This is a genomic window from Nocardioides panzhihuensis (assembly GCF_013408335.1).
Taxonomy (GTDB): Bacteria; Actinomycetota; Actinomycetes; order Propionibacteriales; family Nocardioidaceae; genus Nocardioides; species Nocardioides panzhihuensis.
Map to the genome: position 1 here is coordinate 4,749,161 of NZ_JACBZR010000001.1, position 14,429 is coordinate 4,763,589.

The following is a 14,429-nucleotide window of genomic DNA, read 5'->3' on the forward strand; positions in this document are numbered from 1 at the left end:
CGAGGCTATCCGGGGTTGGAATACGCGCAGCGATCGGCTGTTATGGAAGACATGACCGAACTGCAAGGTGAATACGTCCCGAGCACGGCCGACTGGGTGCGCGAGCAGGTTGCCGCGTTCGAGGCCTCCGGCGGCGCCGAGGCCAACGTTCTCGAGCGCGACGGCAAGCCGATCATCCTGATCACCAACCGCGGCGCCAAGACCGGCGCCATCCGCAAGACCCCGCTGATGCGGGTCGAGCGCGACGGCCGCTACCTCGCGGTCGCCTCGATGGGCGGCAGCGACAAGAATCCCGCCTGGGTGGCCAACTTCCGCAAGTACCCCGACATGGCCCTCCAGGACGGCGGGACCAAGAAGGCGTACGTCGCTCGCGAGCTCGCCGGCGAGGAGCGCGAGGAGTGGTGGGCCTATGCGGTGCAGACGTGGCCGACGTACGGGGACTATCAGCCCAACACGTCCAGGGTCTTTCCGCTCTTCCTGCTGGAGCCCGCCGACGAGCAACCCGCCAGTTGACCGGCGTGTAACCGCGACAGTGCCACGACTGTCGGTTCGCGACGCTAGGGTCTAGGGCCATGCCGTTCCTGCTACGCGTCGAGCTGCCCGATGTCCCGGGTTCACTCGGTCGCCTTGCCTCCGCCATCGGTGAAGCCGGTGGCGACATCGAGGCGATCGAGATCGTCGAGAAGAACAAGGTCGACGGAAGAGCTGTCGACGATGTGCTGCTCGAGACCCAACCGGGAACGATGCCGGACTCCATCGTGTCGGCGTGCAACGAGCTCGAAGACGTGCACGTCGTGTGGATCTCCCGCTACGCCGCCGGGGGCAACCTCTTCCTCGACCTCGAGGCCGTCGAGGACCTCACCGAGAATGCCCACGAGGCGCTCGATCGACTCATCGACGTGCTGCCGCTGACCTTCCGCGCCGACTGGGCCATCCGCGTCCACCGCGTCAAGGGCATCAGCCGGTCCACCGACGGCTCGCCCGAGAACGTCCCCTTCATCGAGCTCGACCGCCCCGAGCGGATCGAGGTCGAGGGCGAGGACGAGAACATGTTCGCCGGTGCCCGCATCGACGGCAACGAGATCGTCCTCATCGGCCGCCGCGGCGGCCCCGACTTCCTCGACTCCGAGCTGGCCCGCCTCGGCCACCTCGCCTCGCTCGCCACCTCCATCGCCCGCTCCTGACAGGCCGAGGCGTCAGTCCCGCCGACCGACGTGACGTCTCGGCCGACCGACGTGACGTCTCGGCCGACCTGAGTGACGTGTCGGCCGACCTGAGTGACGCCTCGGCGTGGGCGGTCAGTGGTGGCCGAGGCGCTGCCGGAGACCGGAGGCGCGCTGGGCCCGGCGGGTGATCGCGGCGGTGACAGCGTCGGGGGTGCCGACGATGCGTACGCGCTCCTGCGCCCTGGTGACGGCCGTGTAGAAGAGCTCGCGGGTGAGCAGCGGCGAGTCGTCGGGCGGGAGCAGGACGGTGACGGATCTGGCCTGGCTGCCCTGCGACTTGTGGACGGTCATCGCGTGCAGGGTCTCGATGTCACCGAGACGTGAGGGCGAGTACGACGCGCCACCCGCGATCGCAACCCGAAGATCACCGCCGGCGTCGGTGTAGGTGACGCCGGTGTCGCCGTTGAAGAGTCCAAGGCCGTAGTCGTTGGCGGTGACGAGGACCGGGCGGCCCGGGTACCACTCGTGGCCCCAGCCGATGCCGAGCGCCTCGCCGGTCGTCTCGGCGAGGCCGCGCTCGACCAGCCGGTTCCAGTGGGCCACGCCCCAGGGGCCGTCGCGGTGGGCGCAGAGCAGCCGCGACTCGTCGAGCATGCGTACGCAGCGCTCCGCATCACCCACGAGCGCGGCCTCGTGCAGGGCGACGGCGTGCGCGACGAGGTCGCGCTCGACCGCGGCCATCATGGCCTCGTCAACAGGGTCGACGAGCTCGACCGCGGGGTCGCCCCCGTTGAGCACCTCGAGCGCGGCATCGGCGTCGCCGTCCCGCAGCGCCGCCGCCAGCGCGCCGATCGCGCCACCGAAGCGATGGGTGGTGCGGAGCGCGGCCACCGCGTCAGGCGAGCGCACGGCGAGCCCGGCGACGAGGTCGGAGAGCACCGCCCCGGCCTCGACGCTGGCCAGCTGGTCTGGGTCGCCGACGAGGATCAGGCGCGCTTCCGGCCGCACCGCCTCGAGCAGCCGGGCCATCATCGTCAGCGAGACCATGCTCGTCTCGTCGACGACGATCACGTCGTGCGGCAGCCGGTTGGTGCGGTGGTGCTTGAACCTGGTCGACGATCCGGGTCGCCAACCGAGCAGCCGGTGAAGGGTCGACGCGGTCAGCCCGGAGAGGCGAGCGCGGTCGGCCGCGGTGAACTGCGGCGCCAGCTGAGCACTCTCGACCGCCTCCTGCAGCCGCGCGGCCGCCTTGCCGGTCGGGGCGGTCAGCGCGACCCGCAACGGCGTCGAGGACTGCTCGGTGAGCAGCGCCAGCAGGCCTGCCACGGTCGTCGTCTTGCCGGTGCCGGGACCGCCGGTGAGGACCGTCGTGGACTGCCGGGCGGCGGCGAGCGCGGAGGCACGCTGCTCGGCGTACCCCTCCCCCGGGAAGAGTCGGGCCGCGGTCGCCTCCAGCAGGGCCTCGTCGGCCACCGGCCGGGGCGAGGCCAGGCGGGCGAGCAGGTCGTCGCGTACCTGTCCTTCCTCGCGGTGATAGCGGTCGAGGTAGAGCAGGCCGTCCTCGACCTGCACCAGGGACTGGGCCGCCAGGGGACTGTCGGCGACGGCCTCCAGCCAGCCGGCGGCGGCCGGCCACGGCAGCGTCTCCTCGGTCTCCCGCAGCGCGGCCAGGTCGACGCACACCGAGCCGTGCCGGATCGCGCGGACCGCCAGCGCCACTGCCAGCCGCACCTCGTCGCGCGTCTCGCCCGCGAGCGTGGCCGCACGGGTCGCGACGTGGACGTCGGCAGCGGTCAGCACGCCCTCGCGGTTGAACGACGCGAGCAGGCCGGTCGCGGACCGGGCCAGGCGTGCGTCGAAGGGGTCCTGGGATTCCCAGCGCTCGATCATGCGGTCGCTCCATCCAGGAGATCGGACAGCGCGATCGCGAGGGGTGCGGGCGGCTGCCAGGTGAAGACGCCGGTCGGGATGCCGTCGACGACGGGGGTGTCCGGACCGAGCATCCCGCGTACGTAGAGGTAGAGCACCCCACCGAGGTGCATCTCGGGGTCGTACCCGGGCAGACGCCAGCGCAGGAAGCGGTGCACCACCGCGGAGTAGAGCAGCGCCTGCAGCGGGTAGTGGGAGTGCAGCATCGCCTCGGCCAGCTTCGGCTGGGTGTAGTCCATCGCCTCCACCCCCAGGAAGTTGGTCTTGTAGTCGACGACCACGAATCGACCGTTCGGCAGGCGCAGCACCACGTCGACCGAGCCGGTCAGATAACCCCGCAGCGACTGGTCCCCCAGCGGCGGGGTCTCGAGCCGGTCGGCGTACGTCACCATCGGGTCGTCCGTCGGAAGATGAGCTCGCAGCAGCGGGGCGAGATCGCGCAGGCGTACGTCGGGACCCCCCGGCGCGCGCGTGTCGCCGCCCGCCAGCGGGATCTCGAAGTCGAGCTCGCGGAGCCGGTCGCGCAACGGGATCTGGGCCAACGTCAGCCCGTCGGCCACAGGGCCGAGCGGGGTGAGGTTGAGCGGCAGCATCGCGGTCGCGAGCTCTTCGGCCGAGGCCGGGACCGGCCACCAGCGCAGCTGCTCACGGGTCTTCGTGAGCAGCTCTTCGGCCAGGTCAGGGGCCTCGGGGTCGGTGTGCTCCAGGACCGCGTGGACCAGCGACCCGAAGCCGGCGCCCTTGGGCAGCTCGGCCATCGGCGAGAGGTGCTCCTCAGCCGCACCGGGCTCAACGAGGTCGGCATCCTCGGCGAGGGGCTCGTCGTCGGTGCCCTCCACCTCCGGCTCCGAGGTCGCGACCACGCCTTCGTCGACCCGGATGAGCCCGGAGTAGGACGTACGCCGCCACTCCGCGTCCACCTCACGGGTGAACGCCCGCGCGGCGAGCAGGCCGGGCGACGCTGCTCGCACCGGCGGCGCCGCTGCAGCTGGGACGGCTTCCTCGGCCACCGGACCGCCGTGGCGCGCGACATTGCTCAGCAGCGTTGCCGCGTCCTCGTCGCTCGGCACCGGAACGCTGTCCGGAACCACCGCTTGACCAGGACCTCGCCCGAACAGCAGCCGGTGGAGGCCGCCGGTGGCGGTGTTGGCCGTCGGCGCCCACCATGCGACGACCTGCGACTGCGCTCGGGTCAGCGCGACGTAGAGATCGCGCAGCTCCTCGCCGATCTCCTCGCCCTGGTGTCGGGCCAGATTCTGCGGCCACTGCGGCCCGGTCCGGGTGACGTCGATGATCCGCTGTCCGGATTCGTCGTGGAACCGAGCGACGTCGGGGTCGCGCACGAAGTAGTCGTAGGCGAAGGGCAGATAGACGATCGGGTACTGCAGGCCCTTGGAGCCGTGCACCGTCACGATCTGCACCGCGGCCGCATCGGAGTCCAGCCGCCGCGGCCGCTCGGTCGCGGCCGAACGCCGACGCTCGTCGCGGAACCAGGTCAGCAGCGCAGGCAACCCGAACGAGTCGCGGACGGCGATGTCGTGGAGCAGTTGCCCCAGATGACGTACGTCGGTCAGCAACCGCTCCCCGTCGGTGCGCCGCAGCACGCGCGCGGTCAGCCCACGCTCCTCCGCCGCCTCGATCAGGGCGGCGACACCCCGGCCACGCAGCAGCAGCGCCCAGCCACGCAGCGTGTCGGCGATGCGTGAGGTCAGCGCCTCCCCGCCCGCGTCGAGCTCGGTGGCGGTGTAGCCGAAGAAGACGCTCAGCCCGGCCGACCGCACCAGCGGCGTCCGGTGGGGCGAGTCGAGCGCTTGCAGGAGCGCGAGCCAGTCCTCACCGGCGGGAGTCAGGAAGACGTCACCGCCGCCGGCCATCACCGCCGGGATGCCGTGCTCCTGCAGCACCCGCTGCACCAGCAGCCCGTGGGAACGCACCCTGACGATGACCGCGATGTCCCCGGCCTGCACCGGAGCGTCGCACCAGGTCGCCCCCGAACCGAGCAGCCCGGCGATGTCACCGGCGAGATCACGGGCGATGTGGTTGCGCGCGTCGCCGGCGGTGACCATCTTGCCGCGGGTGAGCTTGAAGCCGCCGCGGCCGACCCGGCGGATCCGGAACGGCGACGGGTGCGGGGCCCCGACCAGCCTGGAGCCGTCGTGATGGGCCTTCACGTCGTGGACGACGATCTCCGAGGAGCCCAACGCCGCGCCGCGCAGGACCACCTGGAGCCGCTCCACCAGCGGTGCGTCGCTGCGCCAGTTGGTGTCGAGCGTCGCCTGCGTCTCGGCGGCCCGGGCGGCAGTCAGGTAGGTGAAGACGTCACCGCCGCGGAAGGCGTAGATCGCCTGCTTCGGGTCGCCGATGAGCACCAGGGTGGCGTGGCCCTCGAAGGCCCGCGAGAGCACCTGCCACTGCACCGGGTCGGTGTCCTGGAACTCGTCGACCAGCACGATCCGCCACCGCTGGCGCATCCGCGCGCGAGCCGGAGCTGCCGGATCCTCGAGCGCGACCGCGAGCCGGGAGAGCAGGTCGTCGTAGGACATCACACCGCGCATCTGCTTGCGCCGATCGACCTCCGCCCGAACCTCTTCGGCGAACCGCACCCGTGCGCCCGCGACCGGGTCCTCTGCCGGCGCCGGGGCCAGCACCGACTGCGGGTCCTCGACCGCGGTGCGCGCCAGTCCCAGCGCGTCGTCGCGGTCGAACGGGGGCCGCTCCCGCGCCTCGCCGAACCACTTCAGATAGAGGTCGTCGACGACCTCGACGACCAGCTCGTCGAGCGACTCGACCAGCTCGGCGCCGGCGTCGGTGTCACCAGCAACGCCCAGCGAGCGCAGCACGAGCTGACAGAACTGGTGCGTCGTCGCGATCGTGGCCCCGTCGAACGAGGCGAGGGCGTCGCGCACCCGCTCGTGGCGTACCCGGATCTCGTCTTCGGAGACGTCCAGGAGCAGCTCGAGATGAGCGTCGAGCGGAGTCGGCCGCCTCCCGCGGACAGCCTCCGCGAACGCTCGCTCCGCCTCGACGAGGTGGGCACGCACCCGGTCGCGCAGCTCCTGGGAGGCGGCGCGGCCGAAGGTGATCGCCAGGATCTCGTCGAGCCTCGCCTTCCCCTCGATCACGTAGCGGGTCACGAGGGCACCGATGGTGAAGGTCTTCCCGGTGCCGGCCGATGCCTCGATCAGCATCGTGCCGGTGGGCAGCGGTCCGGTCAGGTCGAAGGGGGTGAACTGCATCATCACCAGCTCCCCTGCTCCGCATTGAGCAACGGCGACCAGACCCGCATCGAGAGCGCGCCGAAGCGGGACGTCTCTCCGTCGAACTCCTCGCCGGGCTCCGGAGGATCGCCAAGTCCGGGGATCGCGGACTTCGCGCCCCAGGCTCGCACCTGCTCCACGTCGGACTCCTCACCCTCGTAGCGGCTGTCGTTCCACTCCCAGCCGGCCTTGTAGAGCGCGTCGTCGATGCCGGCCTGGGTCCGTCGCTGGCGCGCGTAGGCGAACGAGGTCTTCAGCGGCAACGGCACCGGTGCGGTCAGCCCTCGGTCGCGCAGTCGCACCAGATCACGGAGCATGTCGATCGCGGTGTGGTCGAGCGGGCCGAGCTGGGAGAGCCCGAACGGCGTACGCGACCTGGAGTTCGCCGGACGCCCCAGCGTCCAGGCGCTCCAGGGCCGGTCCTCGTCGGCGGCGGCCAGCGCGACCAGCTGCACCCACGACTCGATCCGCTGCCTGGCGCCCAGACGGGAGTACGTGACCGGGGCGAGCCGGTCACCGAAGACCTGGGGGACGGTGCCGGTCAGCCGTCTTCCGTCGCCGAGGTCGACCTCGACGTCGACGGCCCGCGCCTGTCCCGTGGAGATGCCGGCGTGGCGCACCCGAAGCGCCTCGGCCGCGATCGGCTTCGCCTTGGTGATCACGTCGGTGAGGATGCGCCAGCCGAGCCACTTCGGCGGAAGTACGCCGCGGCGCCACTCCTGCTGGGTCGCCTGCTCCTCCGACATCCCGGCGAGCAGGTCGTGAAGCAGCCGGTCGCCCACCGACCACTGGCCCAGTCCGTCGAGCTCGACCGGCAGCGCGTCGGAGAGCGGGTCGTCGTCACGCGGGAGCGCCAGGTCCAAGCGGTCGCGGAAGAACGCGCGCACCGGCGCGCGGTAGAAGCCCAACAGCTCCTCGAGCGTCACGTCCCCGGTCTGCTGTGGCGCCAACGGGGCGGGCAGGAGGTCGGGCGGCTCGACGCGGTCGGAGAGCGCGGCGATGGCACCGGCCGCGGCGGCCTTGTCGAAGGAGAAGGAGTGACCCGTCACCAGCGCCCCGGGGGTGAGGTTGCGCTGGTCGAACAGCTGCAGCGGATGCCTGATCGTCACCGCCTCCGAGACCGGCTTCCCGTCTGCGGTGACCGCGGTCGCGTCCAGCGTGTCCAGCAGCTCTCCCAGGGGGACGGCGGGCGGCCGTGGCTGGCCGGAGTACTCGTTGGCGCCCGTGTACGTCACCACCAGCGTCTCGGTCGCTGCCAGCAGCGCGTCGAGGAACAGCTGCCGGTCCTCGCTGCGCGGGTCGCGCTCTCCGGTCTGCGGGTCACGCGCCAGCAGGTCGTCGCCGTCGGTGATCCCGACCCTCGGGAACACCCCGTCGTCGATGCCGAGCAGGCACACCACCCGGTGGGGCACCGACCGCATCGGCACCAGCGTGGAGACGGTCAGCGTCCCGGTGCGGAAGTTGGCACGCGTCGCACGTCCGGCCAGCCGCGCCCCCAGCAGCGCCCGCACGTCGGGCAGTCGCAGCTCTTCGACCTTCTGGCCTGCGGCGGCGTCGCGAACTCGGGACAGCTCTCGCGTCACCTGACCCGACTGCCATTCGTCGTTGGTCGAGACCGACGTCAGTGCGGCGACGCCTTCCTCGATCACCTTCAGCCAGTGCGCCAGCGGATGCACCCCGGCCAGCTCATCGGTCACGTCCTTCAGCCGGTCGACGAGCTCGGCGAACTTCCCGGCCAGCTCGACCGACCCGCTCCCCACGTCGTCGAGCGGCAGCGTCGTGTCGAGCCAGGTCGCGGAGTCCTCGGACATCGCCACCCCGGTGAGGATCCGGTCCATCCCGAAGCGCCAGGTGTTGGCGACGTACGTCTCCAGCCCAAAGGGCTCGCGGTGCTCCGCGTCGAAACCCCATCTGATCCCGGCGTCCTTGGCCCAGTCCTCGAGCTGCTCCAGGGCGTCGTCGTTGAGCCCGAACCGGCGCCGCACCGGATCGAGATGAGCGAGATCGAGTACGTCGCTCACCCCCGCCCGGCCGCCGGCCAGTTCGAGCAGCCTGGTGGCCACCTCCAGGAGCGGGTTCGTACGCGTCAACGACCGGTCCGCCAGCTTGACCCGCAGCCTGTGGCCGGGGTGTCCGGTCTCGCCGGTCATCTCGCCGAGCCCGAACCCGGCCTCGATCAGCGGCGCGAAGGTCTCGATGTCGGGGCACATCACGAGCACGTCCCGCGGCTCCAGCGTCGGATCGTCCTCCAGCAGTCCCAGAAGCACCTCCCGGAGCACCTCCACCTGCCGCTCGCCGCCGTGGCAGGCGTGCACCTGGATCGAGCGGTCACCGGGCTCGAGCACCCGTTGGGCGGCTTCTCCGACCGTGTTGCCCCGGATGTCGTCCTGCAACCACCCCAACAGCCCCGACCCCCGGTGGTCGAGCTTGTCGAGACCATCCTTGGAGATCGCATCGACGGAGAACTCGTTCAACGATCGCTGCAGCTCCCGCGTATCCCGCCCCAGCGTGGCCAGCAGCGGATGCCCGACCGCATCGTGCGACCGATCCGCCGTCCGCGCGGCCGTCCCGTTCAGCCCGGCGAGCGCCTCCCACAGCGCCTCGGACGGATGCGGCAACCACAGGTGCACATCCCGGTGCTCCCCCAGCGCCGCGACGAGCTCGATGTCCGTCACCGAGAGCCGAGTGTGCCCGAACAGCGAGACCCGCTCCGGAAGCTCGAACTCCCCTGGCGCCTGCTTCAGCCGCGCGACCGTCTGCGCCTGCCGCTCCACCGGCGTCGGCCCACCGACCAGCTCGGCAACGGCCCGCCACAACGGCGGCTGCCACGCCAGGTCCTCGGCGATCTCGGACCCGAGCCCGTCCGTGTCCCGCCCCGCACTCCAGTCGGCGACCACCGCCGGCCGCTGGTCCGCGTACGCAGCGAACAGCTGCGCCAGCCGCCGGGCCAGCGCCAGCCGCCGCCCCCGCCGACGTACACCTTCTTCTGTCGTGTCCCCGTGGCCAAGGTGCACCGCGAGCGACCTGGCCCAGGGCTCGTCCAGCGACGCGTCGATCGCCGCCAGCACCGGCCACGTCAGCGACTCAGGCGCCCAGGGATCCTCATCCCCCGTGCCCGCGACCTCTGCGAACAGCGACCACGGAGACCGGAAGTCGACCCCGGCACAGATCCCGTCCGCACGCCCTGCCGCAGCCCCCAACCGATGCGAGAGCCGCTGCGACAACCACCGCTCCACTCCTCGCGCCGGCACCACCACGACCTCGGTCGCGAACGGATCCCCTGACGGCACCGACAGCAGCTCGCCGAGCGAGTCGGCGAGCAGATCGGTCCGCGGCGCGCGGTGCAGATGTACGACCACAGACCGCAACCTATCGGGACGCACCGACACAGATGCGGACCCGTCAGGTCACCAGTACTTGACGCACGGCCTGAACGTCGGTGACCACGAGTCCGACGACGAGGCGGTCGGGTAGATCACCATCGAGACCACCGCCGACTGGCACAGTCGGATCCGCTTCTCGTCCCCCCGGAGATTCCTGGAGAACGCTGGAGGGTTGTGGGTGATGGATCCCTTGTTCGCGTAGCGGATGGTCGTGTCCGTGTTCTTCTGGTCATAGGCCGAGCTTCGGCCATAGGTCGCCGAACGGTGCGCCCGCTCCTCTCGGCCGCACCTCGGACTGGCCCCGACGCTCACACCCCAGGGGAATCCCACCGAGACCGAAAGGTTGCCGTTGCAGGAGTGGTCGCTCCATCGCTGGGTCACGCTGAGCTTGGCGATGCTCCGTCTGGGCTTCTTGGCCGAACACGGCCCGGCGTAGGTGTAGACACGCACCCGCGGGTTGGTCACCTTCCGGTTGACGTAGACCACCAGCGTGGAGATCCCGTAGTTCGCCGCAACCTTCCGCTGGAACAGCATCGTGCCCGAAAGGGTCACTCGGACACATCGATTCGCGACCGTCTTGGACTGGCTCGTGGTGAAGCTTCGGGAGTAGGTCGTCGCGGCCTCAGCCGACTGAGCCCCGATCATCGGGGCCGCGACCGCCACGAGTGCGATGATCAATCCGGCCGCGAAGATCACCACCCGACGATGCCGACTTGTCTCCGCGACTGGGTCGAATGATCTCTCGGTCATGTGCGGGTCCTTCGGTCGAAGATGGCCTCACATCGGCCGGCGACCGACGTGGCGCCACGGTATTGACCCTCGGACCTATCCCGGACCCGTACCTTTCCCGTACTTCCGAGGATGCAGATACTCCATGCCGCCACCCGAGCCTGGAATCACTCGACGCAGACCCACGTCTCTGTGGCGTACCTTGATCAACCCTCGAACTTGAACGACGGCATCACTTGGTTGACCAACTCGTCGATCTGCTTCGGGCTTGCCATGTCGTTGATGAAGGTCCACGTCACAGTCACACTGGACCCGTCGACGACTGCCCCGTAAGTGTCGATGTGTTCGTGTCGTTTCCTTCTCGGACGTGGAAGAACCTGACGCCACCGAACTCGACGTCGCGCAGGCGCCTCGCGCCCGGTTGCTTCATCACACTCGCGGCCAGTGTCTGCGTGTCTTCCGAAAACGTTATATCCGCATCCAAGAGCCCAAAACCCGGTGAGTAGCCGAGATCATCCTCGGGCGCGCTGATGAGGATCCTCGACTCCCCCTGCTCGACCTCCCAACCAGCAGGAGCCGTGAATCGAGCACCGTTCACCTCCGCCAGTTGCGATGCTGATGATGACTCGGTGCTCGTCGCGGAACCCTTGGCGGCCGCTGACGGCGAAGCCACGTCACCCGAACCGCCTCCGGAACCTCCACAGGCCCCGACAGCGACGGCGAGGACCATCGATCCTGCAACGATCATGAATTGTCGGGCGGCACGGCCCATCCGAGATGACGACACCTTCAGAGGCTCCCGCTCAGCCCTCGAACTTGAACGTCGGCATCACCTGGTTGATCCACCCGTCGATCTGCTCGCGGGTGGCCAACTCGGCGTTGAATCCCCATGCGACGGTGACTTCAGAGCCATTGATGACGGTGCCGTACGTGTCGAGCGAGTCGATGCCGCCATGAAGTTCACGGAGGTGGAAGAACGACTGTCCCCCGAACTCGACGTCAGGAAGCCGCTTCGCGTCGCCCCCAGCCACATTTGCTCGACCCATCGCAAGTTCTTCCGTGTCCGAAGCGAGGGTTATATCCGCGTTGAAAACCCCGGTTCCGTACGACGTACCCGACTCGTCTTCGGGAACGGAGATAGTTGCTCGCTGCGTGCCGCCGCCGCCCACAGACCAATCCGCCGGCACCCGTAGTTGGGCGCCGTTCACTTCGACGACCCGCGAAGCAGCCGTCGGCGACGCATCCGCACTGGCCTGGGCAGAAGGAGGGGTCGAGGAGCGCGGCGAGCCAGACGGTCCCTCTGCGCCCCCACACCCGACCAGAGCAGCAGTGGTCATCGCCGACACAATGACGGCCGCAAATCGCGCGGCGTGGCTTGTCCGAGGTGTGGTCACGTTCCAACGACCTCGCTCAGCCCTCGAACTTGAACGTCGGCATCACCTGGTTGATCAGGTCGTCGATCTGCTTGCGGTTGGCGAAGTCGTTGATGAACGTCCATGCCACGCTGGCTTCAGCGTCCCCGATAACCGCGCCATACTCGTCGTAGGAGTTGACCTCGTCCTCGCTACGCAGATGATAAAAAGTGACTCCAGCGTACTCAACGTCCGGAAGACGCTTGGCGTTCGGCTTGGAGGCGCTGAGGACCTTGAGGGCCGTTCCTGCCAACTCATCCGTGTTCGTCGACAGGGTGATGTCAGCATCAAAAATCGCTGAACCCGGCGAGTAGCCGTCGGCGTCCTTGGGAGCGCGAAGCACCATGCTCCCGTCCTCCGATCGCACGATCCAACCATCTGGCGCAGTCAGCTGGGCACCGTCGACCTCGGCCGTCTCCCCCTCGGACGTCGGGGCGGTCTGTGACTCCGAGGCTGCCGGACTGGCTGGGGAAGACGCTGTCTTGGGCTCAGACGGGTCATCCGTTCCTCCACCGCAGGCGCACAACACAAATCCGGTCAAGGCCGCAACAGCAGTCAGAGCGAGGCGTCGGGACAGTTGCGTCCGAGATCCATTCATGACGGAAAGGATAGTGGCACGTCATGGATGTCATTGACCGTGACTATCCGCGGGAAGGTGCTTAGACTTTGCCCACGCTTGCAAACACTTGGGGAGGCCGACATGACGGGACCGAAGTCCACCGGGGCTGACGAGGCCGTAGTCAACAGGATCAAGGCAGTCCTCATGGAGTCGAAAGACGAGATCTACAAGGTCCATGTCGACAAGCCGTCTGCCGAGTCCCTCGGCGGCAGTACCACCGCCAGCCGGCTTGAGAACCTCATGAACCGCGCCACTGACCGGATCAACTCGACTCTCTCCGAGACCAACGACGCTCTGGTCAACTTCGTCGACGGTCTCGATGACGCTGTGCGCGCCGCCAAAAACGCTGATGCAGATGCAGCCACCGCGTTTCGCAAGTTGGACACCGCAGCCGACCTGATCAGCAAACCCTTCTTTGAGAACTTGATGAAGGACGATCGTCTCAATCTGCCTGACATTGCCCTGCCATTCTTCCCGCTGTCCGGCGAGGCGCTGGAGGAGATCGCGTCTCGTTCTGAGTACGGCCAGAACAAGGAGGGTTGATCGATGTCCGTGATCAAGGGCGGGATGATGGAGACGCTCAAGCAGTACGTCGCCACGGCAAAGCCCGACGATGTCGAGGCTCGCCTAGACGACTGGAACCAGGCGGGAAGAGCGTTGCGGCGCGTTTCGCAGGACCTCGAGGCGGCCGCCGACAACTTGCCGAAGGCGTTCGAAGAGACGTCTCTCACGACTAACGCTGCTCAGCAAAGGTTCAGGGACTCAGCTCAAAAGTTGGCTCACAAGGCCGTTCAACTGGAAGCCGCCGTCAAGGCCCTGAGCGCGGCGCAAACCACAACGCGTACCGCGATGGAGAAGCACGCCCGACTCGAGGCTTCCCTTCCCACCAACCACGGCCCAGCACCCGACCCCTCTAGCCCGAAGTACGCACAGAGCGGAACTGGAGTCGACACCGTTCAGGCAGTCCAGAACCAGAAGGCCCTCCAAGCCGACCGCGCTGCACACGCTGCCCGCGAGCAGGCGATCGCCGACGCCGAGGCAGCTGCTGCCCAGCAGATCCAGGTGGTCGACGAGGACAATTACACGGCTGAGCCTCCGGTGCGGGCGATCACGGACGAACCGAACTCTGACCCTGGAAGCGCCCCCGCGGCCCCTTCATCCCCCGGTTCGTACAGCGAGATCGCAGCAGCCCGCGCCCGGATGGCGTCGTACAACTCCGGGACCCTCTACCCAGGCGGCATGGGCCACGAGCTGATCGCCCAGGAGAAGGCGATCATCGCGGCGCACGAAGCGGAGAACAAGCCGGAGTGGAACGGCACCCAGTGGGTCAACGCCGACGGGTCTCCGGCGCCCTCGACGTCGTACGCGATGGTCGAGACCGCTGACGGGCTGGCCCCGCTTGGCGGCGGCGCGGGCGGCATGGCCGCGCTCGCCATCGCCGGTGGTGGGGCTCTGCTCGGTGCCGGTGCGGCCAAGGCGCTCGCGAGCAGGTTCGCCGCCGGGTCCGCCAAGGCAGCGACTGCCAGCGCGACGTCGAAGTCGGCGACAGCCAGGTCTGGGTCTGCAGCGGCCAGGGCCGGCGCCGCCGGTGCCCGCGCGGGTGCAGGAGCTGGGGCCGGTGCACGCGGAGCCGGAGCCGGTGCGGGCGCACGTGGCGGCGCGGCTGGAGGCCGGGGTGCCGGCGCCCGAGGCGGCGCGACCGGAGCGGGCAGCCGCGGTGGGCGTGGCGGCAGCGGAGGAGCCGGTGGCCGCGGCGGAAAGAAGGACGACAAGCGGGGCAGCCAGGACCAGGACTGGCAGGCCGACTACACCGACGACTGGACCGAGACCGCAAGCGACGTCTTGGACCCCAACGCGTCCCGCGGCTGGACCCCGAACGCACCGGCCGACGACGACAAGGACCGCCGCAAGCCGTAGCCGGCGAAGAGACTGCA

11 protein-coding genes are annotated in these 14,429 nt (G+C 69.3%); 4 read left to right on the forward strand and 7 right to left on the reverse strand.

Features of this window, described 5'->3' with window-relative positions:
• Window positions 1–51 precede the first annotated feature (51 nt).
• Both BJ988_RS22545 and BJ988_RS22550 read left to right on the forward strand, forming a co-directional pair.
• On the forward strand, window positions 52–513 hold the full coding sequence (locus tag BJ988_RS22545) for a nitroreductase family deazaflavin-dependent oxidoreductase (protein WP_179660121.1): 462 nt from the start codon (window positions 52–54) through the stop codon (window positions 511–513).
• A gap of 59 nt (window positions 514–572) precedes the next feature.
• Window positions 573–1,184: an ACT domain-containing protein gene (locus BJ988_RS22550; RefSeq protein WP_179660122.1), complete on the forward strand. Its 612-nt coding sequence runs from the start codon at window positions 573–575 to the stop codon at window positions 1,182–1,184.
• A gap of 114 nt (window positions 1,185–1,298) precedes the next feature.
• On the opposite strand, the gene recD is transcribed toward BJ988_RS22550, so the two are convergent.
• From recD to BJ988_RS22585, 7 genes are all read right to left on the reverse strand, one after another.
• The gene (gene recD, locus BJ988_RS22555) at window positions 1,299–3,056 is read right to left on the reverse strand and encodes an exodeoxyribonuclease V subunit alpha (RefSeq protein ID WP_179660123.1); all 1,758 of its coding nucleotides are present in this window, start codon (window positions 3,054–3,056) and stop codon (window positions 1,299–1,301) included.
• A complete protein-coding gene (locus tag BJ988_RS22560; RefSeq protein ID WP_246321552.1) occupies window positions 3,053–6,334 on the reverse strand; it encodes a UvrD-helicase domain-containing protein in 3,282 nt (1,093 codons plus the stop codon). The genes recD and BJ988_RS22560 overlap by 4 nt, the downstream gene beginning before the upstream one ends.
• Window positions 6,334–9,711 carry an exodeoxyribonuclease V subunit gamma gene (recC, locus tag BJ988_RS22565; RefSeq protein WP_179660124.1) on the reverse strand — a complete coding sequence of 1,126 codons (3,378 nt, stop codon included), beginning with the start codon at window positions 9,709–9,711 and terminating at the stop codon, window positions 6,334–6,336. The genes BJ988_RS22560 and recC overlap by 1 nt, the downstream gene beginning before the upstream one ends.
• 48 nt (window positions 9,712–9,759) lie before the next feature.
• A complete protein-coding gene (locus BJ988_RS22570) occupies window positions 9,760–10,485 on the reverse strand; it encodes a hypothetical protein (RefSeq protein ID WP_179660125.1) in 726 nt (241 codons plus the stop codon).
• Between the two features lie 280 nt (window positions 10,486–10,765).
• Window positions 10,766–11,194, reverse strand: a complete 429-nt coding sequence (locus BJ988_RS22575) for a hypothetical protein (RefSeq protein ID WP_179660126.1) — start codon at window positions 11,192–11,194, stop codon at window positions 10,766–10,768.
• 73 nt (window positions 11,195–11,267) lie between these two features.
• Window positions 11,268–11,801, reverse strand: coding sequence for a hypothetical protein (locus BJ988_RS22580; RefSeq protein WP_179660127.1), 534 nt, complete (start codon window positions 11,799–11,801; stop codon window positions 11,268–11,270).
• A 73-nt stretch (window positions 11,802–11,874) separates the two neighbouring features.
• Window positions 11,875–12,222 carry a hypothetical protein gene (locus tag BJ988_RS22585; RefSeq protein WP_179660128.1) on the reverse strand — a complete coding sequence of 116 codons (348 nt, stop codon included), beginning with the start codon at window positions 12,220–12,222 and terminating at the stop codon, window positions 11,875–11,877.
• A 354-nt stretch (window positions 12,223–12,576) separates the two neighbouring features.
• Between BJ988_RS22585 and BJ988_RS22590 the strand changes: the two genes are divergently transcribed.
• On the forward strand, window positions 12,577–13,038 hold the full coding sequence (locus BJ988_RS22590) for a hypothetical protein (protein WP_179660129.1): 462 nt from the start codon (window positions 12,577–12,579) through the stop codon (window positions 13,036–13,038).
• A gap of 3 nt (window positions 13,039–13,041) precedes the next feature.
• Window positions 13,042–14,412 (forward strand): hypothetical protein, encoded by a 1,371-nt coding sequence (locus tag BJ988_RS22595; protein WP_179660130.1) that lies wholly within the window; start codon window positions 13,042–13,044, stop codon window positions 14,410–14,412.
• Window positions 14,413–14,429: the final 17 nt, after the last annotated feature.

What these genes read in the sequence shown, in the direction of transcription:
- BJ988_RS22545 (WP_179660121.1), top strand. Translation starts at nt 52, where the DNA reads ATGACCGAACTGCAAGGTGAATACGTCCCGAGCACGGCCGACTGGGTG.
- BJ988_RS22550 (WP_179660122.1), top strand. Translation starts at nt 573, where the DNA reads ATGCCGTTCCTGCTACGCGTCGAGCTGCCCGATGTCCCGGGTTCACTC.
- recD (WP_179660123.1), bottom strand. Translation starts at nt 3,056, where the DNA reads ATGATCGAGCGCTGGGAATCCCAGGACCCCTTCGACGCACGCCTGGCC.
- BJ988_RS22560 (WP_246321552.1), bottom strand. Translation starts at nt 6,334, where the DNA reads ATGATGCAGTTCACCCCCTTCGACCTGACCGGACCGCTGCCCACCGGC.
- BJ988_RS22570 (WP_179660125.1), bottom strand. Translation starts at nt 10,485, where the DNA reads ATGACCGAGAGATCATTCGACCCAGTCGCGGAGACAAGTCGGCATCGT.
- BJ988_RS22575 (WP_179660126.1), bottom strand. Translation starts at nt 11,194, where the DNA reads ATGGTCCTCGCCGTCGCTGTCGGGGCCTGTGGAGGTTCCGGAGGCGGT.
- BJ988_RS22580 (WP_179660127.1), bottom strand. Translation starts at nt 11,801, where the DNA reads ATGACCACTGCTGCTCTGGTCGGGTGTGGGGGCGCAGAGGGACCGTCT.
- BJ988_RS22585 (WP_179660128.1), bottom strand. Translation starts at nt 12,222, where the DNA reads ATGGTGCTTCGCGCTCCCAAGGACGCCGACGGCTACTCGCCGGGTTCA.
- BJ988_RS22590 (WP_179660129.1), top strand. Translation starts at nt 12,577, where the DNA reads ATGACGGGACCGAAGTCCACCGGGGCTGACGAGGCCGTAGTCAACAGG.
- BJ988_RS22595 (WP_179660130.1), top strand. Translation starts at nt 13,042, where the DNA reads ATGTCCGTGATCAAGGGCGGGATGATGGAGACGCTCAAGCAGTACGTC.